Below are 24826 nucleotides of genomic sequence, written 5' to 3'. Positions count from 1 at the left end.
AGGTCGCTGGGTGTCGAGAGTGGAGAAGTCATTAGCGTAGCTCCAGGCGCAGTTCGAGGCGCCGTACCAAATAAGCCAAGGCGATGCTCAGGGCGAGGAAAAACAGACCGACCATGGTGATCGGTTCCAGGTAGCGGAAGTTCTCTGAGCCGATGTTCTTGGCCTGTTGCATGATCTCCACCACAGTAATCGCCGACAGTACCGGCGTGTCCTTGAGCATCGCCACTAGGTAGTTGCCCAATGGCGGCAGGATCGGCCGCAGGGCTTGGGGCAGGATGATGTTGCGGTAGGCGCTGTACGGGGCGATGTTCAGCGCCGTGACCGCCTCCCATTGCGCACGCGGCACGGCGTCGAGGCCGCCGCGATACACCTCGGCGATGTAGCAGGCGTAATGCAGGCCTATGCCGAGAATCCCCACTTGCATCGCGGTCATGCTGACGCCGTAATTAGGCAGCACGTAGTAAAGAAAATACACCTGGATCAGCAGCGGTGTGCTGCGAATGAACTCGATCACCCCGGTGGCTGGCCACGATAGCCAGACTCTGCGGCTGCGTCGACCAATTGCCAGGAACAGACCTAGCACAATGGCGATCAGGAAACCGATCAGGGTAATCCCTACGGTGTTAAGCGAAGCGCGCAGTAAATCGGGGAGGATTTGCCAGGCATAGGTCCAATCAAACAGTGTCATGACAGACCTCCCCGCATCCGCCCGCGAGCCAGATGGAGCTCAATGCGACGCATGCCGATATTGATGGCTTGCGCCAGGATGAAGTACATCACCAGCGCAAGGCTGAAAATTTCCAGGGTCTGGAAAGTCGCCTGATCCAGTTGACGCGCCCGGAAGCTCAGATCGGATAAAGTGATCAATGACACCAGCGAAGTATTTTTCAGCAATTCAATCAGCAGATTGGTGCCCGGCGGAATAGCGGCCAGCAACGCCTGCGGAAGAATAATGCGGCGAAAGCGCTTGTAGCCGCTGAAGTTCAGTGCTGTGGACGCTTCATACTGACCCTTCGCGACAGAGCTGATCGCGCCGCGCATCACCTCTGCGCCGTAAGCACCAATGTGCAAGCCAAGGCCGACGATGGCCACGCTATAGGGGCTCAGTTCAAGGTTGAACGGTGGCAGCGGTAGCACGAAAAACAGCCAGAACAATTGCACCAGCAACGACGTGCCGCGAAACACTTCAATGTAAGCAACGGAAAACCAACGCAATGGCCGCCATGGCGACATACGCCCCAGGGCCGCGAGAATCGCCGCGACAATCGCCAGCAGCGAACCGAAGATCGTCACCTGGAGCGTCACCCAGGCGCCTTGTATCAATAGCGGAAGTAATTCACCCATGGTTTAAACCTGGCCATCCGGATTAAGCAGGGAAATAGGCATCGCACCGTGACGCCATGCCTGTTTCGACTATTGAGCGCAGAGCTCGGCAGCCGTTTTTCTTGTCACGTTGGATTTGTCAAATCCGAAAGGAGCGACCGCCTTGAGGTGCTCTTCGGAGCCCAGCCACTTTTTCAACTCCGCGTTGACCGCATCGCGTAGGTCTTTGTCTTCCGGACGGAAGGCGAGAGCACCGTATCCTATGTGCGACGGGTCGTCCTTGAACTCGGTGACTGCTTCGACTTTTTCTCCACCCTTGGCGGCCAAACCTTTCATGGTCAGTTGAGTACCCACGGCGGCATCGGCACGACCGGCGCGCACGGCTTGCAACTGAGCTGTGGTGTCCGGCACCTGGAGGATCTGCGCGTCTTTCACGCCCGAATCCCGCGCATACGCCAGGTTCACCGTACCGGCCATGATCGCCAGTTTCACCTCGGGATTCTTGGCGATGTCTTCATAGCTGTGTAGAGCCTTCGGGTTGCCTTTGGCTGTAAGCAGTGCGTCCGGCAGTTGATACTGCGGATCGGTAAACAGCACCTGCTTGCAGCGGGCCGGCGTGATGTACATGCCGGCGGCAATCACGTCGAAGCGCCCGGCGCGCAGGCCCGGGATCAACGAACCCCATTCGGTCAACACGCCGTCGACCTGTTTGATGCCCATTTTGGCAAAGATGGCTTTGGCGATTTCCGGTGATTCACCGGTGACCCTGCCGTCTGTTTCGGTAAAGGCGAACGGGGTTTCGTTGGCATAACCGATACGGATGCTGCTGTTCTGTTTGACGGTTTCCAGTGTTGTAGCGGCTTGGGCGCTGGCGGCCAGGCCGAGCATCGCGCAAGCCACGAACAGGCGACGCAAAGCATGGGTGCTGCGGGAAGGGAAATTGCTCATCGATAAAATCTCCTGTTTCTTGTTGACCCGTCGGTGACGGCTCTGTGGTAGGAGGCAGTGTTACAAGAGCAAAGCGTACAAGAACTGATCCCATGGATCGGGACACAGTCCGGTACAGGTCGACTGATTTTGTTGTGGGGGCTTGAAGTGTGCCCGGCTATCGACCTTGAGCCGAGCATACAAAAGCTCTGAGCATCATTGTATTGCACTAGGACAATTGCTTTGCATGGATTCTAGCGAGATGCTGTCCCGACGAGTACAGACCCGGGTTTTAGCGCTGATGGACAAGTGGAAAGCAGCACTGGAAAACGCCCGTAGCGGCGAGTCCAAATACAAGATTCTAGTGCAGGCAATTGCCGACGATATCGAGCAGGGTGTCCTGGTCAATGATCACCGCCTGCCACCGCAGCGGCACGTTGCCGATGCCATGGGCATCAGTGTGCAGACGGTCACCAACGCCTATAAAGAGCTGGAGCGCCAGGGGCTGGTGCGTTGCGAAGTCGGGCGCGGCAGCTTTGTGTCGCGGCGCATGAGCGATCGAGTGGCTACCTATATTCTCGATAGCCCCGAACGGGCCCTCGTGGATTTTTCCATCACGCGGATCCTGCACACCCGCGAGCACGACCAGTGCTGGCGTGACACCTGCCGCGAGCTCAGCACGGAAGAGGATCAGCCGTGGATTCACGCGTTTCGTCCGATTGCCGGTTTCGAGTCGCACCGTGAAGAGGCCATGCACTGGATCGGACGGCAAGGACTGCGGGTCGAGCGCGATGGCATCCTGATTACCAATGGCGCGGCCCACGGCATCTTCCTTGCGCTGGCATCTCTGGCGGGCCCCGATGATGTAGTACTTTGCGAAGGGGTCACCGATCACGGAGTGATTGGCAACTCCCAAGTATTGGGGTTCACCCTCAAAGGCCTGGAGATGGACCGTTATGGCATTGACCCGGAACATTTCGAAGACATGTGCAGCAACGAGCGCATCACCGCGCTGGTGTGCACGCCGAACCTGAACAACCCGACCACCAGCCTGATGCCGGACAGTCGTCGGCGGGAGATTGCCGACATCGCCCGGCGTTTCGGCGTGCACATTATTGAGGACGATGTATACGGCCCGTTGCTGGACGAGCATCGCGCGCCGCCGATTAGCCATTACCTGCCAGAACTGTCGTTCTATTGCACCAGCATGACCAAGTCGGTGCTGACCGGTTTGCGCATCGGCTATCTGGTGGTGCCCAAGCGTCTGGCGTTGCGCACCGAGAGCATCTTGCGGGTCAACAGCTGGATGGCCACGCCCATGGTCTCCGAAATCGCCGCGCGCTGGATTCGTGACGGTCGCGCCGACACGCTCGTGCGTTTGCAGCGCAAACTGTTGGCCGGCCGTCAGGCGATGGTCAGCGAATACCTGGGCGAGCACCTGCTCGGCCAGCATCCTCATGCATTGAATGCGTGGGTCGGTATTCCCCCGCATTGGGAGGTCGACAGCCTGGTGCGGGCCCTGCGTCACCGGCACATTGCAGTCACGTCGCCTGACCCGTTCACCGTGCGTGGAACGCCTCGGGCTCGAGCGGTGAGGATCTGTGTCGGCGCCGAATGCAGCGACGAAGAAATGCGCGATGCGCTGATTGGCATGCGCGAGATATTCGGGCAGTACCCGCAAATCCACGATTTTTGACCGGGAAAAAGTCCCCCAAAAAGTTTGTCGGCTAAATTGCCCTAGTACATTCATTGCGACAATCCAGTCCTCTTAGACTGCGCCTAACACCACAGTCGGGACGCGATCATGTCATCGTTGCAGCTACATGATGTTTACCTCGCTCGCCAGCGCATCGAATTGCTTGTCCGGCGTACCCCCATGGAATATTCGCCCAGCCTCTCGCAGCGATTGGGCGTGGCGGTGTACCTCAAACTCGAATCCCAGCAAATCACCGGCAGTTTCAAATTGCGCGGCGCGAGCAATGCCGTGGCGCAGCTGAGCGCCGAGGAGAAAACGCGTGGCGTGGTGGCGGCGTCGACCGGCAATCACGGTCGTGCTCTGGCGTATGCCGCTTCCCGACAAGGCGTGAAGGCGACGATTTGCCTGTCGCATCTGGTGCCGGCGAACAAGGTTCAAGCCATTCGCGATCTGGGCGCCGAGGTATGCATCGTCGGCCAGTCCCAGGACGACGCCCAGCGTGAAGCCGAACGGATCGCCAACGAGCAAGGCGCGACATTGCTGCCGCCGTTTGATCACCCGGCCATCATCGCCGGGCAGGGCACGCTGGGGCTGGAAATCCTCGAACAGCAACCGGACGTGGCGCAAATCCTCGTGCCATTGTCCGGCGGCGGTTTGTTTGCCGGTGTGGCGCTGGCGATCAAAAGCGTCAGCGCGAACATCATCACCCACGGCATCAGCATGCAACGCGGTGCGGCCATGCACGGCAGCCTCGCAGCTGGGCATCCGGTGGAAGTCGAAGAGCTGCCGACCCTGGCCGACTCGCTCGGCGGTGGTATCGGCCTGAACAACCGTTACACCTTCAACATGACGCGCGATCTGTGTGACCACCTGCATTTGCTCAGCGAGACTTCCATCGCCAATGCCCTACGCCATGCCTATCGCGAAGAGCGTCTGGTGCTGGAAGGCGCGGCCGTGGTCGGGATTGCCGCGTTGCTTGATGGATTGATTGAGCCGCGCGGGCCGATCGTGGTGGTGGTCAGTGGCCGTAACGTCGACGTCGATCAGCACCTGCGCGTCCTCGCAGGCGCGGATGCGTGAACCCCAACAATAAAAACTGAATGGAGTGCCGCATTGATGAGTGATATCACCTTATTGAGCGAAGCTGATCTGCGTGCCTGCGTGGCACTAGACCTGCCGAGCATCGAAGCCATCGAACAAGCCTTTGTCCTGCTGGCCACGGCAGCAGTGGCAATGCCGCCGATCCTGCGTCTGGACATCCCCGAGCACAACGGTGAAGTGGACGTGAAGACTGCGTACCTGCCAGGCCTGGAACGCTTTGCGATCAAGGTCAGTCCGGGTTTTTTCGACAATCCGACACTTGGGCTACCGAGCCTCAACGGCATGATGATGCTGTTGTCGGCACGCACCGGTTTGCTCGATGCCTTGTTGCTGGATAACGGTTATCTGACCGCCGTACGCACAGCAGCGGCGGGCGCGGTCGCTGCTCGTGCGCTGTCGCGGGTTGACAGTCGCAGCGTGGCGCTGATCGGTGCCGGCGAACAGGCGGCGTTGCAGCTTCAGGCGTTGCGCCTGGTCCGGCCGATTGAATCCGTTCGAGTCTGGGCACGTGACCGCGCCAAGGCTGAAGCCTTCAGCACCGAATTGGCGCGTGACAGCGGTCTGGTGGTCACGCCTTGCGCGAGCATCGACGAGGCCATGGCCGGCGCGGACATCGCGATCACCTGCACCCCGAGCCGCGAACCTTTGATCGAAGCGCGCCATCTGCACCCCGGCCTGCACATCACTGCCATGGGCTCCGACGCCGAACACAAAAACGAAATTTCCCCCCAGGCGCTGGCGCAGGTCGACCGCTACGTGGCAGATCGCTTGAGCCAGACGCGAATCCTCGGCGAGTTGCATCACGCTCTGGCGGCCGGCGTTATTGCCAACGAATCGGGCTTGGCCGAATTGGGACAAGTGCTCGCGGGCCAGCGCCCGGGTCGGACCAGCGATGCGCAAGTCACCTTGTGCGACCTCACAGGCACCGGCGCCCAAGACACCGCCATGGCCAATCTGGCCTTCGAGCGCGCGCGCTCGGCCGGCAAGGGCTTTCAGTTCGGCAGCTAATCCATTTTTTTCATCCGTGCGTCATTTATCAGAGGGCATGTGCATGTCTCAGATAGTCGTCAATCTCCCGTTCGAACGGGAGGAATACGCCCAGCGTCTGGCCAAGGTTCGAGCGGCCATGCAGGTTCAGGGCATCGAGCTGTTGCTGGTCACCGATCCGTCGAACATGGCCTGGCTGACCGGCTATGACGGTTGGTCGTTTTACGTTCACCAATGCGTGTTGTTGGCGCTCGACGGCGAGCCGGTCTGGTTCGGTCGCGGACAAGACGCCAACGGCGCCAAGCGCACGGTGTTCATGCAGCACGAGAACATCGTCGGTTACCCGGACATCTATGTGCAGTCCCGGGAACGCCATCCGATGGATTACCTGTCGCAGGAAGTCATCAGTGCCCGGGGTTGGGACGCGCTGACCATCGGCGTGGAAATGGATAACTATTACTTCAGCGCCGCCGCGTATTTGTCGCTGCAGAAAAACCTGCCGCAGGCCAAGCTGATCGACGCGGTCGGGTTGGTGAACTGGCAGCGAGCGATCAAGTCGCCCCAGGAAATCGCTTACATGCGCATCGCTGCGCGCATCGTCGAAAACATGCACGGGCGGATCCTCGAACGGATCGAGCCGGGCATGCGCAAAAATGAACTGGTGGCTGACATCTACAGCAGCGGGATCCTCGGCGCTGATGGCCATGGCGGCGATTACCCGGCCATCGTGCCGCTATTGCCGACCGGTGCCGATGCCAGCGCGCCGCACCTGACCTGGGACGATTCGCCGTTCGAAAAGGGGGCCGGGACGTTTTTCGAGATTGCCGGTTGCTACAAGCGTTATCACTGCCCGTTGTCGCGCACGATCTACCTGGGCAAACCTCCACAGCATTTCCTCGACGGCGAAAAAGCCGTGGTCGAAGGCATCGCCGCTGGACTGGAAGCGGCGAAACCGGGCAACACCACCGGCGACATCGCTGTGGCGTTTTTCAAAGTGTTGCAGAAGTTCGGCATCCACAAGGACAGCCGTTGCGGCTACCCGATCGGGATCAGTTATCCGCCAGACTGGGGCGAACGCACCATGAGCCTGCGTCCCGGCGACACCAGCGTGTTGCAGCCAGGCATGACTTTCCACTTCATGCCGGGACTGTGGATGGACGATTGGGGACTGGAAATCACCGAAAGCATTCTGATCACCGAGACCGGCGTCGAGACGCTGTGCAACGTGCCACGCCAACTGTTCGTGAAGGATTGAGCCATGAGCGAATTGCCCGATAATCCGATCAGCGCCACGGTGGATTTTGCCCGCGAAGGCGTGCAACACGGGTTCCTCAAATTGCCGTACTCCCGGGACGACTCGGCCTGGGGCGCGGTGATGATTCCGGTCACTGTGATTCAGCGCGGTGAGGGTCCGACCGCGCTGCTTACCGGCGGTAACCACGGTGATGAATACGAAGGCCCGGTGGCGCTGAGCAAACTAGCCCAGGGTCTGACGGCTGCCGAAGTCACGGGGCGGGTGATTATCGTCCCGTTCATGAACACCCCGGCGTTCCATGCTGGTCGGCGCACGTCGCCGATCGACAAGGGTAATCTCAATCGCAGTTTCCCCGGTAAGCCGGACGGCACCGTGACCGAGAAAATCGCCGACTACTTCAACCGGACCTTATTGCCCTTGGCGGACTTCGTGCTGGACATCCATTCCGGTGGCCGCACCTTGGATTTCCTGCCTTTCGCAGCTTGTCATGTGCTGCCCGACAAAAATCAGCAGGCGCAATGCGAAGCCGGAATGCGCGCTTTCAATGCACCTTACAGCATGCGCATGCTGGAACTCGATGCCGGGGCGATGTACGACACCGCCGCCGAGCGTCAGGGCAAAGTCTTTGTCACGACCGAACTGGGTGGCGGTGGTTCGTCCACAGCGCGCAGTGTGGCGATTGCCGAGCGCGGGGTGCGTAATCTGCTGGTGCATGCGGGGATTCTCGAAGGTGAGATCCAGACCACGGGGTCAATCATGCTCGACATGCCCGATGCCAATTGCTTCATCGCCAGCGAACACGACGGCTTGCTGGAAATGTGCCGCGATCTGGGCGACAAAGTGAGCAAGGGCGAAGTGATCGCCCGCGTTTACGACGCTACCCGCAGCGGCGTCGCCCCGGTGGAATATCGCGCGGCCCGCAGCGGCCTGCTGGCGGCGCGCCACTTTCCCGGCCTGGTGCAGTGCGGCGATACCATTGCAGTCATCGCCGATGTATTGACCTGACCCCAAACCCTGTGGAAGCGAGCCTGCTCGCGATTGCGGCGTTACATACATTAATGATGTGACTGAAATACCGCCATCGCAAGCAGGCTCGCTCCCACAGGTTTCTCCCACACATTTAGGAGATTTTCGGACCATGCACAAGCTCGATCGCTATGACCTGAAAATCCTGCGAATCCTCGCCGAAGACGGTCGGATCACCAAGTCGAGCCTGGCCGAGGCGATCAATCTTTCGGTGACCCCGGCGTGGGAGCGGGTTCGCAAGCTGGAGGCGCTTGGGCTGATCAAAGGGTACCGAGCGCAGATCGACTGGTACGCGGTGTTCAAAAGCCAGCAGGTGCTGGTGGAAATCACCCTGGCCCGGCACACCGCCCAGGACATGCGGCGTTTCGAGCAACGCATGAACGAGGCCGCCGAAGTGGCGTTCTGTTACGCCACCGGTGGCGGCGTTGATTACATGGCAATGATCCAGGCGCCGGACATCGACCATTACCAGCGGTTTATCGACCAGTTATTGCTCGATGACCTGGGCATCGAGCGCTACTTCACTTACATCGTCACCAAAACCATCAAGACCGGGGGGGGCTTGCCAGCCGAGCTGGCGCAGGAGCCATAAACCGGCGCAAAACCTTCACCGCAAAAAGCCCTTGTTTGCCGGTGTTCAATCAGAAAAAACCTGTGATGACGCCCCGCCAAACGCCAAATCACCTGGGCTGCACTGCCCTAGCATGGACTCACGCACACAGTTTGGAGTGAACGCCATGACATACAAACATCCGCTGTTGTTCAAAGCACTTTGCTACGTAGACGGGCATTGGGTCCACAGTGAGAGCGGCCACAGCGTCGCCGTGCACAATCCGGCCGATCAGAAGTTGATCGGTCATGTGCCGATGCTCGATCAGTCTCAGATCATCTCCGCCGTTGATGCTGCACACCGGGCGTTTGCGGCCTGGCGTGAACAAAGCCTCGATGCCCGCGGGACGATTCTGCGGCGCTGGGCGGCGTTGATCCTTGAGCATCAGGAAGACCTGGCGCGCATCCTCAGTCAGGAACAAGGTAAACCCCTGGCCGAGTCACGCGGCGAAATCGCCTACGCCGCCAGCTTCATTCCCTGGTTTGCCGAAGAGGCGCGGCGTCTTTACGGGCAGAACATTCCCAGCCATATCCCTGGCGCGCACTTAGGCACCGTCAAGGAACCGGTCGGCGTCTGTGCGCTGCTGACCCCGTGGAATTTTCCTTCGGCGATGATCACCCGCAAAGCCGCCGCGGCACTGGCTGCCGGTTGCACTGTGGTGATCAAGCCGGCCCATGAAACACCGTTTTCCGCATTGGCTCTGGCGCAACTGGCAGAGGAAGCGGGCTTCCCGGCAGGCGTGTTCAACGTGGTGCTGGGCGAACCGCAAATGGCCATGCAAACCCTGGTGCAGGACACTCGCGTGCGTTCGGTCAGCTTCACCGGCTCAACCCGCGTCGGTAAATTGGTCCTGCAAGCGGCTGCCCAGGATGTGAAGAAGGTGTCGCTGGAGCTGGGCGGTAACGCGCCGTTCATTGTCTGCGCCGATGCTGATCTGGAACTGGCGGTGAAAGTCGCAGTGGAGGCCAAGTTCCAGACCTCCGGCCAGGATTGCTGTGCGGCCAACCGGATCATGGTGCATCGTTCGATTTACCCGGCGTTTCTCAACCGCTTTGCCTCTGCGGTGCGCGAACTGCGGGTAGGCCCGGCGCTGGTGGGTGATCAGGAGCAAAGCGTCGACATCGGCCCGTTGATGCATCAGGCGGCGTTCGATGTTACGGCCGAGCGCGTCGAAGACGCCCTGCTACTTGGTGCACAACGGCTGGTCGGCGGTGAAGCGCACGCCCTCGGCGGGTTGTTCTACCAGCCGACGGTGCTGGCCGACGTTACGCCGCAGATGCGTATCTACCGCGAAGAGAATTTCGCGCCGATCGCCGGCGTCATGCCTTTCGACACCCTCGAGCAAGCCATCGAAATGGCCAACGACACCGAATACGGTCTGGCGGCCTACATTTGTTCCAACCGCCTGGACCTGATCTACCCCCTGATTCGCCGCCTCGACCACGCCATGATCGCGGTCAATGGCGTCAAGTTTACCGGCCATCCGATCCCGTTCGGTGGCATGAAAGCCTCGGGGCTGGGCCGCGAGGGCGGCACCGAGGGCTTCGAAGCCTTTGTCGAAACCAAATACTTTTGCCTGCACCATCAAGGCCAGTTCTAAGGAGATCCGCCATGAGCCAAGAACTCGATACGCTGTTCGAACAAGATCGCGCGCACTTCATGCACCCGTCGACCCACGCCCATGACCACGCCAGCGGCGCGCTCAAGGGGCGCATCATCAAGAGTGCGTCGGGTATTCGTATTCGCGATCATGAGGGCCGCGAATTCATCGACGCCTTTGCCGGCCTGTACTGCGTGAACATCGGCTACGGTCGCACCGAAGTCGCCGATGCGATCTACAAGCAAGCCAAGGAGCTGGCTTACTACCACACCTACGTCGGCCATTCGACCGAAGCGATCATCGAGCTGTCGAGCCGCATCATCGACTGGGCGCCCGAGGGCATGAAAAAGGTCTACTACGGCCTGTCCGGTTCCGACGCCAACGAAACCCAGATCAAATTGGTGCGCTACTACAACAACGTACTGGGCCGCCCGCAGAAGAAAAAAATTATCTCCCGTGATCGCGGTTACCACGGTTCGGGCATCATGACCGGAAGCCTGACCGGCCTGCCGAGCTTCCATCAGCATTTCGACCTGCCGGCCGAAGGCATCAAGCACACCGTGTGCCCGCACTGGTACCGCAAGGCGCCGACCGGCATGGATGAAGCGGCGTTCGTGCGCTATTGCGCCGAGGAGCTGGAAAAAATGATCCTGGCCGAAGGGCCGGACACCGTGGCCGCGTTTATCGGCGAACCGTTGATGGGTACCGGCGGCATCATTGTTCCGCCAGCCGGCTACTGGGCCGCGATTCAAGCGGTGCTGAACAAATACGACGTGTTGCTGATCGCCGACGAAGTGGTCTGCGCTTTCGGTCGGCTGGGTTCGAAGATGGGCAGCCAGCGTTACGGTATGCGCCCGGATCTGATCACCACTGCCAAAGGTCTGACCAGCGCCTATGCGCCGTTGTCGGCGGTGATCGTCGGTGAAAAAGTGTGGAGCGTGATCGAAAAGGCGTCCGAATCCCAAGGTGCCATGGGCCATGGCTGGACGTACTCGGGGCATCCGATTTGTGCCGCCGCCGCCTTGGCCAACCTCGATATTCTCGAGCGGGAAAACCTGACGGCCAACGCCGAGAAGGTCGGCAGCTACCTGAACCGTCGGTTGCGTGAAACCCTGGAAGGTCATCCGCTGGTGGGTGAAGTGCGCGGCGACGGTATGCTGGCTGCCGTTGAGTTCATGGCGGATCGTGAGCAGCGTACCCCGTTCGATGCGGCCTTGAAGGTCGGCCCGAAAGTGTCGGCGGCCTGTCTTGAGCGCGGCATGATTGCCCGGGCGATGCCCCATGGCGACATTCTTGGCTTCGCACCACCGTTGATCCTGTCCGAGGAAGAGGCCGACCTGATCGTCGACATCACCAAAAGCGCGGTCGACCAAGTAGCCAATGAGGTGCTGGGCTGACGCCATCGGGTCTGAGCATTCGTCCCCCCCCAAAAAAAAAGGCCGTCCGATCAGTGATCGGGCGGCCTTTTTTCACTGTAAGTCGCAATAGTTAACAAGTACAAAAAATGGTTTACAAGATGCGGCGATCTCGATACTTCAAGATTTGTGAAAACTCGCCCCTCCTCGATTCTTCCACTCCGCGGTCATCCACCGCCAGGGACTGAGTCTTAATTCCAATGGAGTTGAGCCACATGCTTGTGCTCATGCGACACCCTAAGGTGTCAATCTTCATTGCGTCTCCTCGAAAACCGACGGTGATGCCTGTCAATCCGTCCCTCATATGTCCTATTATTTTGTCAATCCTACCTAACCTCATTGACAGTCAACCTTCTTTGGGCGAATTCCTGCCCAACCGAGTGATTTCAATATCCGGAACAGTGTCAATGTGGGGGATCGATAGGTAATACAGTCTACTACTGGCCGGATGATCCGCTGGTGGCCGAGGCGACCGCGCGGATCAAGCCGCGCAAGTAGGCGCTGGCCCGGCTGCTACAGATGGCGTCCGCCGAACCACCACGGAACTTGTGGGAGCTGGCTTGCCAGCGAAGGCGTCCTGCAAAACACCACAGGTTCCAAACCCTTCGCCGGCAAGCCGGCGCCTACAGGGTCGGATGTGTTTTTTCGGATTTTTCGGTGAGCTGCTCGCGACAATAATCGGCAAACAGCTGTGCCGGTTTGGTCAATTGGCCGCGTTTCAACCACGCCGCCACCAGTCCTGACCCCGTGACGTCTTCGATAATGTCCACGCACACCACTTTCTGCCCGTCATAGGTGCACTCCGAATGCGGTCGCGTGACCAGGATCGAGAAGCCAAACCCTTGTCCGACCATTCCGCGCACCATCTCGATCGACGGTGAGCTGAAGGCAATGTGCGGCGTCAGGCCCAGTTCCTCGAACAGGCTGACGAAGTAGGTCCGGCTCGGCTGTACATCCAGCAGAATCATCGGCTCCAGGCACAGGTCGCGCAGCGACACTTGCTTCAACTGGGCAAAGCGATGATCCGCCGGCAGCAAGGCATAAGGGCGCTGCGCCGGCATCAGCGGTTCGGTCTGGATGGTGGCGTCCAGGTCGTGTTCATAGAGGATCGCCAGGTCGAAGGTGCCCGAGGTCAGGCCTTGCACCAACTCCTGCTGCTCACCGTCGCGGATCCGGATTTTCACCCCCGGGTACAGTGCCGAAAACCCCGCAATCAGCTTTGGCAGATACAGCGGTGCGACGGTTTCGAAACAGCCGATATCGATTTGCCCGGCCACCACGTCGTTGTCGGCCAGAGCGTTCTGTTCGAACTCCTTGGCCATGCGCAGCAGCTCCTGGGCCTTGCGGTAGAAGCGCCCGCCGCTGGGCGTCAGGGAGACGCCCTGGGCGTGATGGCGGATCAGCAGTTGCACGCCGAAGCTGTCCTCCAGGCCTTTGATCGCCGTGGAGATCGCCGGTTGGGCGATGTACAACTTGCGCGAAGCCTCGGCGACGCTGCCGCAATCGACGGTGGTAATGAAGTACTTCAATTGACGCAGGTTGTAGGCGGCCACGACAAACCTCGGGACGGACGGGTAAGGCATCCAAGCAATTTACGCACCGCCCGTATCCCTTCAGGCGAAGTTTTTGTCGCGTTTGAACAATAACCACAAGCGGCGCAACCAGGGAGATTGGCTACCCAGTTTTTTCATCGTCTGCGAAGACATTTTTACTATTTTTCCTCGACACGGGCCTGGGCCACCATCCATGCACAAGAAAAGCCCTTGGAGCATCTGAACGTGTTCGAGCTTGCATATTGGCAAAACAAGGCCGCTGCGCTGCGGCTACCCGACCAGGCCGTGATCGACGGTAAATCCCGTGCGGCGCAGTCGGGACAGACATTCGCCGCCATCAACCCCGCCACTGGCCAGTGCCTGGCCAACGTGGCAGCTTGCGGTGAGGAGGACGTCGATGCTGCGGTGCGCAACGCGCGGCAGGTGTTCGAAGCCGGCACCTGGGCGGCGCGTTCGCCGAGCGAGCGCAAGCAGGTGCTGTTGCGCCTGGCGGATCTGATTCTGGCCCATCGCGAAGAACTGGCGCTGCTCGACTCGCTGAACATGGGCAAACCCGTCATGGACGCCTACAACATTGACGTGCCGGGCGCCGCCGGGGTGTTCCGCTGGTACGCCGAGAGCCTCGACAAACTCTACGATCAGGTCGCCCCCAGCGCACAGAACGTGCTGGCGACCATCACCCGCGAAGCGTTGGGCGTGGTCGCGGCCGTGGTGCCCTGGAACTTTCCGCTGGACATGGCCGCGTGGAAACTTGCGCCAGCCCTGGCGGCGGGCAACTCGGTGATCCTCAAGCCGGCCGAGCAATCGCCGTTTTCCGCGCTGCGCCTGGCCGAGCTGGCGCTCGAAGCCGGACTGCCGGCCGGTGTCCTCAATGTGCTTCCGGGGCTTGGCGAGCAGACCGGTAAAGCCCTCGGTCTGCACCCGGATGTCGATTGCCTGGTGTTCACCGGCTCCACCGAGGTCGGTAAATACTTCATGCAGTACTCGGCGCAATCGAACCTGAAACAGGTGTGGCTGGAGTGCGGCGGCAAGAGTGCGAACCTGGTGTTCGCCGACTGTCAGGACCTGGATCTGGCGGCGCAGAAGGCGGCGTTCGGCATCTTCTTCAATCAGGGTGAAGTCTGTTCCGCCAACTCGCGGTTGCTGGTGCAGCGCTCGATTCACGATGAATTCGTCGAGCGCCTCAAGGCCCAGGCCGAGTGCTGGCAGCCGGGCAATCCCCTGGACCCGTCGAGCGCTGCCGGTGCCATCGTCGACAGCCGCCAGACGGCACGCATCATGACGTTTATCCAGCAGGCCGAGCGGCAGGGCGCGACCCGCGTCTGTGGCGGCCGGCAGTCGATCTTCAATGGCTCCGATAACTTCATCCAGCCGACCATTTTTACCGGCGTGAGCCGGGACATGCCGCTGTTTCGCGATGAGGTGTTCGGCCCGGTGCTGGCGGTCACGGCGTTCGATGACGAGGCCCACGCCTTGCAACTGGCCAACGACAGCGTCTACGGTCTGGCGTCGTCGCTGTGGACCGATGACCTCAATCGCGCCCACCGCGTGGCGCGACAATTGCGAGCCGGTACCGTGTCGGTCAACAGCGTCGATGCGCTGGACGTGACCGTGCCTTTCGGCGGTGGCAAACAGTCCGGTTTTGGCCGTGACCTGTCGCTGCACTCATTCGATAAATACACCCAGTTGAAGACCACCTGGTTTCAATTGCGCTGATAACAAAACGGAGAACTGGCGATGACCACCCCACGTGAAACCCGCGACTACCAGGCCGCCGACGCCGCGCACCACATCCACGCATTCGTCGATCAAAAGGCACTCAACGATGAAGGGCCTCGGGTGATGGTCCGTGGCGAACGCCTGCACCTGTGGGACAACGACGGTCGGCGTTACCTCGACGGCATGTCCGGGCTGTGGTGCACCAACCTCGGTTACGGGCGCAAGGACCTGGCGTTGGCGGCGAGCCAGCAGCTGGAGCAGCTGCCGTACTACAACATGTTTTTCCACACCACTCACCCGCAGGTGATCGAGCTTTCCGAGCTGTTGTTCAGCCTGTTGCCGGGTCACTACAGCCACGCGATCTACACCAACTCCGGCTCCGAAGCCAACGAAGTGTTGATCCGCACGGTGCGGCGTTATTGGCAGGTGCTCGGCAAGCCCGAGAAGAAAATCATGATCGGCCGCTGGAACGGCTACCACGGTTCGACCCTGGCCGCGACGGCGCTCGGTGGCATGAAGTTCATGCACGAAATGGGCGGCATGATCCCCGACATCGAGCACATCGACGAGCCGTATTTCTTCGCCCACGAAGGCAACCTGACGCCGGCCGAATTCGGTCTGCGCGCGGCGCAGCAACTGGAGGCGAAGATTCTCGAACTCGGCGCGGACAAGGTCGCCGGCTTCATCGCCGAGCCGTTCCAGGGCGCGGGCGGCATGATCTTCCCGCCGGAAAGCTACTGGCCGGAAATCCAGCGCATCTGCCGCAAGTACGACGTGCTGCTGTGCGCCGACGAAGTGATTGGCGGCTTCGGTCGTACCGGCGAATGGTTCGCCCACGAGTACTTCGGTTTCGAGCCGGACACCCTGTCCATCGCCAAGGGCCTGACCTCGGGCTACATCCCGATGGGTGGGTTGGTCCTGTCGAAGAAAATGGCCCAGGTGCTGGTGGAGCAGGGCGGTGTGTTCGCCCACGGCCTGACCTATTCCGGGCACCCGGTGGCGGCGGCGGTGGCGATCGCCAACCTCAAGGCATTGCGCGATGAAGGGGTGGTGACGCGAGTCAAGGATGACATCGGCCCGTACCTGCAACAGTGCCTGCGCGAGGTGTTCGGCAATCACCCGCTGGTGGGCGATATCCAGGGCACGGGCATGGTGGCGGCACTGCAACTGGCCGAAGACAAGACCAGCCGTAAACGCTTTGCCAATGAGAACGACATCGCCTGGCGCTGCCGCACGATTGGTTTTGAAGAAGGGGTGATCATTCGTTCGACGCTGGGGCGGATGATCATGGCGCCGGCGTTGATTGCCAGTCGTGAAGAGATTGACGAGCTGGTGGGCAAGACCCTGAAAGCAGTCGATCGTACGGCGCAGGAATACGGCCGGCTCTAACACCGCCTGAAGGTCCTGCGGACCTTATCGCGAGCAGGCTCGCTCCCACATCGGGATTGTGTCGACCCCGGTAATGGTGTCGACAACTAATCCCTGTGGGAGCGAGCCTGCTCGCGATTGCATTGGCCCATTCAATACACTTTTCATTTCTTGCACCCACCCTGTGCACCCTCGCTGACCCCGCCCTTTTTCCGCGCACGCTACCCAGTTTTTTCATCGTTCCCATCGACATATTTCCTCATTTTCCTGAGCCCTGCCTTGGGCCAACATCGACTTCGCCAGTCAGCCCCATGCTGCCCAACCAAAGGTCCGTCAGAGATCGCCGGTGGCAGCTGATGTTCAGGGCCGCTGGCCGTACTGCCCATCAAAACTAAATCAACAGCTTTGGGAGTGCCCTATGATCAAGTCCTTGCTTACCCGCGTTACTTATCCACTGGCGGTCACCGCCATCGCCGCGACGGTCGCCACCAGCGCCCAGGCCGGCACCCTGTCCATCGGTCACACCACCTGGGTCGGTTACGGCACCCTCTACCTGGCCCAGGACCTGGGCTACTTCAAGGAAAACGGTTTGACCGTGGAACTGCCCGTCGTCGAAGAGGCTTCGATGTACATGGCGGCGCAAGCGTCGGGCGAGTTGTCGGGCTCGGCTTCGACCATCGACGAAGTGCTGAAATACCGTCCGCAATTCTGCTTCAAGGCGGTGGCCGCGCTGGATGACAGCCATGGTGGCGACGGCGTGCTGGTGGGCAAGGACGTCAAGAGCCTGCAGGAGCTCAAGGGCAAGTCCGTGGCGGTCAACGAAGGCTCGACCTCGCAGTTCTGGTTGTCTTACCTGCTGAAAAAACATGGCATGACCATGAGCGACATCACCGTGCAGAACATGACTGCTGACGACGCCGCCACCGCCTTCATCGCCGGTCGCGTGCCCGCCGCCGTGACCTGGGAACCGCACCTGTCGATGGTCCGCGACAAGCAACAGGGCAAGGTGCTGATCGACAGCAGCAGCACGCCGGGCGTGATCGTCGACGTGGTGGCACTCAACTGCACCGTCATCGAAAAACAACCGGAAGACGTCAAGGCCCTGGTGGCCGGTCTGTACAAAGCGGTGCAGTACACCAAGGACCACCCGGAGCAGGCCTACACCATCATGGCCAAGGGCGTCGGCGGCTACCTTGCCGATCCGAAGGAGCTGGCGGCGGCCGCAAAAGGCGTGCGTTTCTACGATCAGGCCATGAGCGAAAAACTGCTCGGCTCGCCGGGCAAGCCGGGTGACAGCGAGCCGCTGATCAAACTGGCCAACGAGACCGCCAGCGAGTTGCAGGGCAAGCCTTACAACGTCAGCAATGACGACCTGATCGACAACCGTTTCGTCAGTCCGCTCTAGGAGGTTTGCATGTTCAAGCGCAATTCATGGCTGAGCCGCTGCATCACGCCCAAGACCGGCCTGCCGGTGTCGGTGATCTGGAGTGCGAGCGGCCTGGCCTGGGTCTTGTTGGTCGGCCTCTGGGCCGGCTTGTCCTACGGCGGCGTGGTGCCGGGCATGTTCCTGCCGACACCGGGCGCCGTGGTCGAGGCCGCCGTGCGCCTGGGTCGCGACGGCACGCTCGGCCAGCATGTCTGGGCCAGCGTCGAAGTGGTGATGGTCGGTTTTATTGTGTCGTCCCTGGTCGCCGTGCCGCTGGGGTTGCTGATGGGCAGTTTCCGCATCGTCCAGGCGTTCCTCGAGCCGATGGTCAACTTCATCCGCTACCTGCCGGTCACGTCCTTCGTGCCGCTGTTCATCCTGTGGATCGGCATCGGTCTGGAGCAGCGGGTGTCGGTGATTATCTTCGGCGTGTTCTTCCAGCAACTGGTGATGATCGCGGATGTGTCCAAGGGCATCTCCAAGGACCTGATCAACGCCTCCTACACCCTGGGCTCGAACCGTCGTGACGCGGTGCTGCACGTGATTGCCCCGGCGTCGTTGCCGGGCGTGCTCGACACCCTGCGCGTGACCATGGGCTGGGCCTGGACTTACCTGGTCGTCGCCGAACTGGTCGCGGCCTCCAGTGGCCTGGGTTACCTGAGCCTCAAAGCCATGCGCGGCTTTCAAGTGGATGTGATTTTCCTGGCCATCGCGATCATCGGCCTGCTGGGCCTCGCGACCGATCAACTGTTCCGCTTCCTACGTCTGAGGATCACCGCATGGGCTCAGTAACCGCTGCCAATCATCGATTCGCCACCCCCCAGGCCACTGCGGTCCAGGCCGCGCCACGACTGCAAGTGGACAAGGTCAGCCTGCGTTACAAGAAACCCGATGGCGGCACGTTTACCGCGCTGGAAGAGGTGTCGTTCGACGTGCCGGACCAGCAATTCGCCGTGCTGGTCGGCCCTTCGGGGTGCGGCAAGTCGAGCCTGCTGTACCTCACCGCCGGCCTCAACGAACCCACTTCGGGCGAGATTTATGTCGGGGGCCAGCAAGTGCAGGGGCCCGGTGCGGATCGCGGCATGGTGTTCCAGAGCTACACGCTGTTCCCGTGGCTGACCGTGCGCCAGAACGTCGAGTTCGGACTCAAGCGGCGTGGCATGCCGGCGGCGCAACGCAAGGACATTGTCGACTACTACGTCAACGAAGTCGGCTTGAGCAACTTCGCCGACAACTACGCCAAGCAGCTGTCCGGCGGCATGATGCAGCGTGTGGCGATCGCTCGCGCGCTGGCCAACGACCCGCAGATCCTGCTGATGGACGAACCCTTCGGTGCCCTCGACAGCCAGACGCGCCTGCAAATGCAGCAGTTGTTGTTGCGGGTCTGGGGCCACAGCAAGAAAACCGTGTTGTTCGTCACCCATGACATCGACGAAGCGATTCTGCTCGGTGACCGGGTCTATGTGATGGGCGCGCGGCCGGGGCGGATCAAGCAGATTCTCGACGTGCCGATCGAGCGCCCACGCACGCTGGACATGGTCATGGAACACTCGTTCATTGACATGAAACGCAAGATTTTCGGCTTGCTGCATGACGACCTGGAAGAGGTGCATTGATGCACATTCCTTTGTGGGAGCAAGCTCGCTCCCACAAGGTCGGTGTTGGCCTGGAGTCTGGCGTTACGGCGCCGCCGGCAGCAGGAACCGGGCGATCACCGGCAAGTGATCGGAGATGCGCAGCGTATCGTCCTGTCGCACCCTCGCTTCGACCCGTTTGATGCGCGGGCTGTAAAACAGGTAGTCGACAGTCCGGTCCGGGCCGCTCACGTTCGTATCGTTCGGGTAGTGCGTCAGCCAGCGCGCGCGGTCGATGCCACTGGCCTCGTTGTTGGTGGGGATCATCGGGTATTTGTCCCACAGCACATGCAAGGCGCTGTCGGCGGAATAGGGCGTGCGTTGCTCGCTGGGCAGGCGCTGGTATTGGCCCAGCGGCAGGAGATTGAAGTCGCCGCCGATCAGCCACGGCGTGCCATGGCTTTCGAATTTGTCGAGGACCTTGGCCACGGCCGAGATCTGCGCTTGCAGGGTTTCGTCGGGTTGGGTCGCACGGTCCAGATGGGTGTTGAGGACCGCCATCTGGCCGCCGTCGCTCAACGGCAGGTAGGTGACCAGCAAGGCGTTTTTCGGCTTGAACTGACGGCTGATCAGGTTGCCCTGTGACACCGGCAGTTGCAGGCGCTCGGCGTGTTCGATCTCGTAGCGGCTCAAGGTCGCCAGTTGCCGGCCAACGCTGCCGAAAATGTGCGGATCAGGGATGAAGTCGGCTTTCCAGTCGAACGCGTGGGCACTGCATGGGTAGAGGTCGGCGACCCGCTCCTGCAAGAGCTTGAGCTGATTCTGGTAGCCGCTGGCCTTGGCGCCGTCATCGAGTTCCTGCAACAGCACGATGTCCGGTTGTTCGTCACGAATCACCCGCGCCACTTCATCGAGGCTGAAGGCCATGTCATCGGCGGTGGGGGCTTCATCGGTGCCGGCCGCCTGGTCATCCCAGAACACGTAGCGCTTGCCCGCCAGGTACTGGACGTTCCAGGTCATCACCTTCAACGCCTGGCCAGGTGCCAGGGTGGGGGGCTGAGTACTGCAACTGACCGCCAGCACCTCCCTGACGTCGGGGCGCCAGGTCAGGCTGTAGACCATCGCGCCTGCCAGGCCGATCACAATCAACAGTCCCAGCAGGGCGTAGCGCAATGGTTGGGTCATGGCTCGGCTTATTATCGCGTTACGAAAATTGACCTCGAGCATACGCCAGTGACGAGCCATCGCCCACGGTCAGCGTGGTCCCTCGATTTTTTCCGGCGTATCGCCGATCAGCATGAACAGGCGGAACAGCACCACGCTGGTGAACAGTTGAAGGAAGCTGTGGGCGCTGTCGATCAACAGCGAGATCACCGGGTTCTGCGGGTCGGGATACACCGCCAGCGTCGCGCCCTTGAGCACCCACAACGGCCCCATCACGCACAGAATGCACACCAGGATGCGCATGAAATGCCCGCGGGTCAGGCGCAGGCTTTCCTTCATCGCCGCCAGCGGGCTCAGGCCTCGCAGCACCAGCAGGTACTCGCCGAAGGCCAGGGTCACCATCAGCCAGATGCCCGGCAGGAAATACAGCGACAGGCCGAGCAGTATCAGCAAGGTATTGAGGGCGGTCAGCAAGGCAAAGCGTGGCCACAGGTAGGCGGACCTTGTCAGCAGATCGCGGTTACGGGGCGATTCCCCACGGCTGCGGGCATCGAGAAACAGAATCAGCGCGGCGGTGTACAGCGGATAGACCAGCAAGCCGACGATCACGCTGATGCCGGGAAAGCTGTCGGGTTCGGTCGAGTGGTCGACCACTTGTTGCAGCAGGGCCTCGAGGATCACCAGTGGCAGGCACAGCTGCACAATCTGGCCCAGATTGCGTTTGAAGAAATACAGGGAGTCACGCAGTACGTCGAACGGATTCATCAGTCGGTATCGCAGGTTGAAAGCAGTGGTCCACTTTAACCGATGATGTGCACAAGGGCACAAACGTAAACGTTCGGTAAAGGTCATTGAAACAACTTGTTTCAGCCTCCATTAAGGTCAGGCACCTTATCCTCGGTGGATACAGGCAACGATTTTCCCGGCAATCTAAGAGGTCGCCATGAACAGCGAAGAACAAACCCTGATCGATGGACTGTTTTCCCGGCTGCAACAGGCCGAAACGAACTCAGCCCCGCGCGACGCCCAGGCCGAGGCGCGGATCAAGGAACACCTGACTCGCCAACCCGCGGCGGGTTATTTCATGACCCAGGCGATTCTGGTGCAAGAGGCGGCGATCAAGAGCCTCGACGAGCAGAACAAGCAACTGACGGCACAAGTCCAGCAATTGCAGGCCGAACTGCAACAGGCCAAGGCGCAGACAGCGGCGCCGGCGCCGAGCAGTGGCGGCTTTCTGTCGAGCATCTTTGGCGGCAGCGCCCGTGATCCGCAGCCGGCGCCGAGCCAAAGTGCACCGGTATCGAGCGGTGGCGGCTGGCGTGAGCCAGGGCGTTCGTCGTTCGGTGGCCAGCCGCCACAGCAAAACTACGGTGCCCCGCAACAGAGCTATCCACAGCAGGGCTATGCGCCGCAGCAGCAGGCTCCGGCAGCGGCCGGCAGCAGTTTCCTCGGTGGCGCGCTGAAAACCGCCGCGGGCGTCGCAGGTGGTGTAATGCTGGCGCAAGGCATCAGCAGCCTGTTCCATAACAATCAGCAACCGCAGGAAATCGTTGAAGTCATCAAGGAAGAGCCGGCCCAGGTCAGCGACCAGGGCAACAATGGCTGGGGCGATGATCAGCGCATGGCCGGTAACGATTCCTACGGTAACGACCGGGGCGGCTTTGCCGACGCCGACTACAGCGATGACAGCTCATCGTTCTTTGGCGGCGACGACGACTCCTTCGTCTGACCCTTCTGTAGCACCTGACCTGTGGCGAGCTCGCTCGCCACAGGTGGTCATTCCACAGGTGCCATTCGTCCGGGGCGCCCGGATGCCTCGGGCCGATTATTCGCGGAATACTCCTTCAGGCTGGCATACTGGGCGACTTTTCGGGCCTGGTGCCTGATCCTGCCTGCACCCAAGGGGATGTGCGGTGAAAAAAATCGCAGTGTTCGCCGATGTCCAGAACCTCTACTACACCGTGCGTCAGGCTTACGGTTGTCACTTCAATTACGCCGCGCTGTGGGCTGAAATCAGCAAGCAGGGGCAGATTGTCGAGGCTTATGCCTACGCCATCGATCGTGGCGACAGCAAACAGCAGCAGTTCCAGCAGATCCTGCGCAATCTCGGGTTCACCGTGAAGCTCAAGCCTTTCATCCAGCGCAGCGACGGTTCGGCCAAGGGCGACTGGGACGTGGGCATCACCCTCGACATCATGGACGCCGCCGACCATGTCGACGAAGTGGTGCTGGCCTCCGGCGACGGTGATTTCGACATGCTGCTCGAGCGCATCATCAGCAAGCACGGCGTGCAGGCGGTGGCCTACGGCGTGCCGGGCCTGACCGCCAATTCGCTGATCCGCGCGGCCAGCCGCTACGTGCCGATCGAAGGCGCCTTGCTGCTCAAGAATTGATTTTTACGGAGTTGAAACAGGTTTGGAACGCATCGCAGTCATCGACTTTGAAACCACCGGGATCTCCCCGAGCAGCAGCTGCCGGGCCACGGAAATTGCCGTGGTGATCCTTGAACAGGGGCGCATCGTCGAGCGTTACCAGAGCCTGATGAATGCCGGCGTGCGTGTCCCGGCCTTCATCGAACAACTCACCGGCATCAGCAACGCCATGCTGCGCACCGCACCATCGGCCGAGCAGGTGATGAACGAGGTCAACGAATTCGTCGGCACCACGCCGTTACTGGCGCATAACGCCGCGTTCGACCAGAAGTTCTGGGACTTCGAGCTCGGGCGCATCAAACGCACGCGCTTGCAGAATTTTGCCTGTTCGCTGCTGTTGGCCCGCCGCCTGATGCCCGCCGCGCCCAACCACAAACTCGGCACCCTCACCACCTTCGCCAACCTGCCCCACACCGGCAAGGCCCACCGGGCCATGGCCGACGCGGAAATGGCCGCCAACCTCACGGCACACCTGGCCGAAGAGCTGCGCCAGACACACGGCGTGCGCGAGTTGTCCCACGACCTGCTGTGCAAGTTGCAGAAAGTGCCGGCGGCAAAGGTGGGCGAACACCTCAAGCGCTATCGCGGCTTCTGACCACACCGCAGATCCCCTGTAGGAGCGAGCCTGCTCGCGATGGTCGCCAACGATATAGAGGGAAACCTGACACCCCGCGTTGTTCTCGGGTTCATCGCGAGCAGGCTCGCTCCTACAGGGATTGTGTTTAACGATGTCTCCGATTCGGCGATTGATCCTACCGAAACTTAGGGAATGTCTGTCTTGCTCCCCCAACCCCGCGTCTCTAACCTTTCGGTGTCGCTGCAAACTCAGCGACCGGGACTGCAAGCCCGTTGTTTGTGAGGAAACAACATACGCACCTATAATCGCGTCGCTGTAAATTAGCGTCCGTCGATTTATGGTAGCTGTGTGCGGGAGACCTTCGGGTCTGCCGGGGTTGCCTCCTACTCGGTCTTGCAGACCCGCGCATAGCTGCCACCCATCAACTGCAAGTGATGCTGGCAGCTCCGACTTTCAAGGAGACTCGCCATGTTCAAAGTGACCCCCAACCCCCCTGAATCCTCCGATCACTTCACCCCCCAAACCTTCATCCGTCATCACATCCAGTTGCGAGCGCTGTTGCTGCATGCCGAGCCGTGGTTCTCTGCCCGGGACATCGGCCGGTTGATGGGGGTGGACATCAATGGCAGACAAACGCTCAAGCTCGACGCGGATCAGCGGCGGATGATGGTTTTGTCTGGCCGCGACGGGTTGCAAGAAACCCTGATGCTCAGCGAGTCCGGCGTGTACGCGATGCTGGTCTATCACTACTGCCCGGAAAATCGGCATTTGCGGCGTTGGTTGACCCACCACGTAATCCCGATGTTGCGCGAAGAGGCTGGAGCGGTTTCCTATCAAGCTCCCCGTCTGCGTTTGATGGAGTGGACGGGTGGGACGCTGAGGCTGCTGCAATGGCGTAAAGAACCGTGGATTCGCCTGCGGGATATGCCGGGATTGTTGTCAGCCGGTTACAGCGGCATGTGATGTATTCCTCGTAGGAGCGAGCCGGCTCCGGGCGGCGTTCCGACGATGAGCCCGAGAACAACGCGGGGTGTCAGGTTCCCCGCGACATCGTTGGCGACCATCGCGAGCAG

Annotated in this window: 23 protein-coding genes; 17 read left to right on the top strand and 6 right to left on the bottom strand. The window is 60.7% G+C overall.

The genetic code is table 11. The features are described 5' to 3' along the window. Positions 1–31: 31 nt before the first annotated feature. From ehuD to ehuB, 3 genes are all read right to left on the bottom strand, one after another. Positions 32–688, bottom strand: coding sequence for an ectoine/hydroxyectoine ABC transporter permease subunit EhuD (gene ehuD, locus JQF37_RS07340; protein ID WP_060764056.1), 657 nt, complete (start codon positions 686–688; stop codon positions 32–34). Next, positions 685–1344, bottom strand: coding sequence for an ectoine/hydroxyectoine ABC transporter permease subunit EhuC (gene ehuC / locus JQF37_RS07335; protein WP_060764055.1), 660 nt, complete (start codon positions 1342–1344; stop codon positions 685–687). The genes ehuD and ehuC overlap by 4 nt, the downstream gene beginning before the upstream one ends. 69 nt (positions 1345–1413) lie before the next feature. Continuing rightward, entirely contained in the window at positions 1414–2271 is an 858-nt protein-coding gene (ehuB, locus tag JQF37_RS07330; RefSeq protein ID WP_060764054.1) for an ectoine/hydroxyectoine ABC transporter substrate-binding protein EhuB, read from the bottom strand. A gap of 280 nt (positions 2272–2551) precedes the next feature. Here ehuB and JQF37_RS07325 point away from each other — a divergent pair, with 280 nt between their 5' ends. From JQF37_RS07325 to JQF37_RS07290, 8 genes are all read left to right on the top strand, one after another. Next, on the top strand, positions 2552–3946 hold the full coding sequence (locus tag JQF37_RS07325; protein WP_060764053.1) for a PLP-dependent aminotransferase family protein: 1395 nt from the start codon (positions 2552–2554) through the stop codon (positions 3944–3946). 108 nt (positions 3947–4054) lie between these two features. Further along, positions 4055–5026: a hydroxyectoine utilization dehydratase EutB gene (gene eutB, locus JQF37_RS07320; RefSeq protein ID WP_076964526.1), complete on the top strand. Its 972-nt coding sequence runs from the start codon at positions 4055–4057 to the stop codon at positions 5024–5026. Positions 5027–5062: 36 nt separating this feature from the next. Beyond that, positions 5063–6055: an ectoine utilization protein EutC gene (eutC, locus tag JQF37_RS07315; RefSeq protein ID WP_060764071.1), complete on the top strand. Its 993-nt coding sequence runs from the start codon at positions 5063–5065 to the stop codon at positions 6053–6055. Between the two features lie 43 nt (positions 6056–6098). After that, entirely contained in the window at positions 6099–7289 is a 1191-nt protein-coding gene (gene doeA / locus JQF37_RS07310; RefSeq protein WP_060764070.1) for an ectoine hydrolase DoeA, read from the top strand. 3 nt (positions 7290–7292) lie between these two features. Continuing rightward, positions 7293–8294, top strand: coding sequence for a N(2)-acetyl-L-2,4-diaminobutanoate deacetylase DoeB (gene doeB, locus JQF37_RS07305; RefSeq protein WP_060764069.1), 1002 nt, complete (start codon positions 7293–7295; stop codon positions 8292–8294). A 133-nt stretch (positions 8295–8427) separates the two neighbouring features. Further along, positions 8428–8907 carry an Lrp/AsnC family transcriptional regulator gene (locus tag JQF37_RS07300; RefSeq protein ID WP_060764068.1) on the top strand — a complete coding sequence of 160 codons (480 nt, stop codon included), beginning with the start codon at positions 8428–8430 and terminating at the stop codon, positions 8905–8907. 145 nt (positions 8908–9052) lie between these two features. Continuing rightward, positions 9053–10525: an NAD-dependent succinate-semialdehyde dehydrogenase gene (locus JQF37_RS07295; RefSeq protein ID WP_060764067.1), complete on the top strand. Its 1473-nt coding sequence runs from the start codon at positions 9053–9055 to the stop codon at positions 10523–10525. An 11-nt stretch (positions 10526–10536) separates the two neighbouring features. Further along, the gene (locus tag JQF37_RS07290) at positions 10537–11922 is read left to right on the top strand and encodes an aspartate aminotransferase family protein (protein WP_060764066.1); all 1386 of its coding nucleotides are present in this window, start codon (positions 10537–10539) and stop codon (positions 11920–11922) included. A gap of 641 nt (positions 11923–12563) precedes the next feature. Here the strand turns inward: JQF37_RS07290 and JQF37_RS07285 are convergent. Continuing rightward, positions 12564–13493, bottom strand: a complete 930-nt coding sequence (locus JQF37_RS07285) for a LysR substrate-binding domain-containing protein (protein WP_130204679.1) — start codon at positions 13491–13493, stop codon at positions 12564–12566. Positions 13494–13718: 225 nt separating this feature from the next. Here JQF37_RS07285 and JQF37_RS07280 point away from each other — a divergent pair, with 225 nt between their 5' ends. The 5 genes from JQF37_RS07280 to JQF37_RS07260 all read left to right on the top strand — a co-directional run bounded on the left by JQF37_RS07280 (position 13719) and on the right by JQF37_RS07260 (position 19622). Next, a complete protein-coding gene (locus JQF37_RS07280) occupies positions 13719–15209 on the top strand; it encodes an aldehyde dehydrogenase (RefSeq protein WP_130204681.1) in 1491 nt (496 codons plus the stop codon). A 21-nt stretch (positions 15210–15230) separates the two neighbouring features. Then, positions 15231–16601, top strand: a complete 1371-nt coding sequence (locus JQF37_RS07275; protein WP_090325426.1) for an aspartate aminotransferase family protein — start codon at positions 15231–15233, stop codon at positions 16599–16601. Between the two features lie 397 nt (positions 16602–16998). After that, positions 16999–17985, top strand: a complete 987-nt coding sequence (locus tag JQF37_RS07270) for an ABC transporter substrate-binding protein (protein WP_047533642.1) — start codon at positions 16999–17001, stop codon at positions 17983–17985. A 9-nt stretch (positions 17986–17994) separates the two neighbouring features. Beyond that, on the top strand, positions 17995–18798 hold the full coding sequence (locus tag JQF37_RS07265) for an ABC transporter permease (protein WP_047533639.1): 804 nt from the start codon (positions 17995–17997) through the stop codon (positions 18796–18798). Continuing rightward, positions 18786–19622 (top strand): ABC transporter ATP-binding protein, encoded by an 837-nt coding sequence (locus tag JQF37_RS07260; RefSeq protein WP_047533636.1) that lies wholly within the window; start codon positions 18786–18788, stop codon positions 19620–19622. The genes JQF37_RS07265 and JQF37_RS07260 overlap by 13 nt, the downstream gene beginning before the upstream one ends. A 63-nt stretch (positions 19623–19685) precedes the next feature. On the opposite strand, the gene JQF37_RS07255 is transcribed toward JQF37_RS07260, so the two are convergent. Together JQF37_RS07255 and JQF37_RS07250 are read right to left on the bottom strand one after the other, a co-directional pair. After that, positions 19686–20765 carry an endonuclease/exonuclease/phosphatase family protein gene (locus JQF37_RS07255; RefSeq protein ID WP_130204685.1) on the bottom strand — a complete coding sequence of 360 codons (1080 nt, stop codon included), beginning with the start codon at positions 20763–20765 and terminating at the stop codon, positions 19686–19688. Between the two features lie 69 nt (positions 20766–20834). Beyond that, positions 20835–21509 carry a YciC family protein gene (locus JQF37_RS07250; protein WP_130204687.1) on the bottom strand — a complete coding sequence of 225 codons (675 nt, stop codon included), beginning with the start codon at positions 21507–21509 and terminating at the stop codon, positions 20835–20837. A gap of 178 nt (positions 21510–21687) precedes the next feature. On the opposite strand from JQF37_RS07250, the gene JQF37_RS07245 reads away from it, so the two are divergent. The 4 genes from JQF37_RS07245 to JQF37_RS07230 all read left to right on the top strand — a co-directional run bounded on the left by JQF37_RS07245 (position 21688) and on the right by JQF37_RS07230 (position 24716). Continuing rightward, the gene (locus tag JQF37_RS07245; protein WP_130204689.1) at positions 21688–22473 is read left to right on the top strand and encodes a DUF2076 domain-containing protein; all 786 of its coding nucleotides are present in this window, start codon (positions 21688–21690) and stop codon (positions 22471–22473) included. A 184-nt stretch (positions 22474–22657) separates the two neighbouring features. After that, a complete protein-coding gene (locus tag JQF37_RS07240) occupies positions 22658–23137 on the top strand; it encodes an NYN domain-containing protein (protein WP_047533625.1) in 480 nt (159 codons plus the stop codon). Positions 23138–23159: 22 nt separating this feature from the next. After that, positions 23160–23771: a 3'-5' exonuclease gene (locus tag JQF37_RS07235; protein ID WP_130204691.1), complete on the top strand. Its 612-nt coding sequence runs from the start codon at positions 23160–23162 to the stop codon at positions 23769–23771. Between the two features lie 450 nt (positions 23772–24221). Then, on the top strand, positions 24222–24716 hold the full coding sequence (locus JQF37_RS07230) for a Bro-N domain-containing protein (protein ID WP_130204693.1): 495 nt from the start codon (positions 24222–24224) through the stop codon (positions 24714–24716). The last annotated feature ends 110 nt before the right edge of the window (positions 24717–24826 follow it).

The sequence above is a fragment of the Pseudomonas sp. MIL9 genome (assembly GCF_016887925.1).
Classification (GTDB): Bacteria; Pseudomonadota; Gammaproteobacteria; order Pseudomonadales; family Pseudomonadaceae; genus Aquipseudomonas; species Aquipseudomonas mohnii.
The sequence above is the reverse complement of the archived record's forward strand: the minus strand, read 5'-3'. Positions and strand labels throughout refer to the sequence as shown.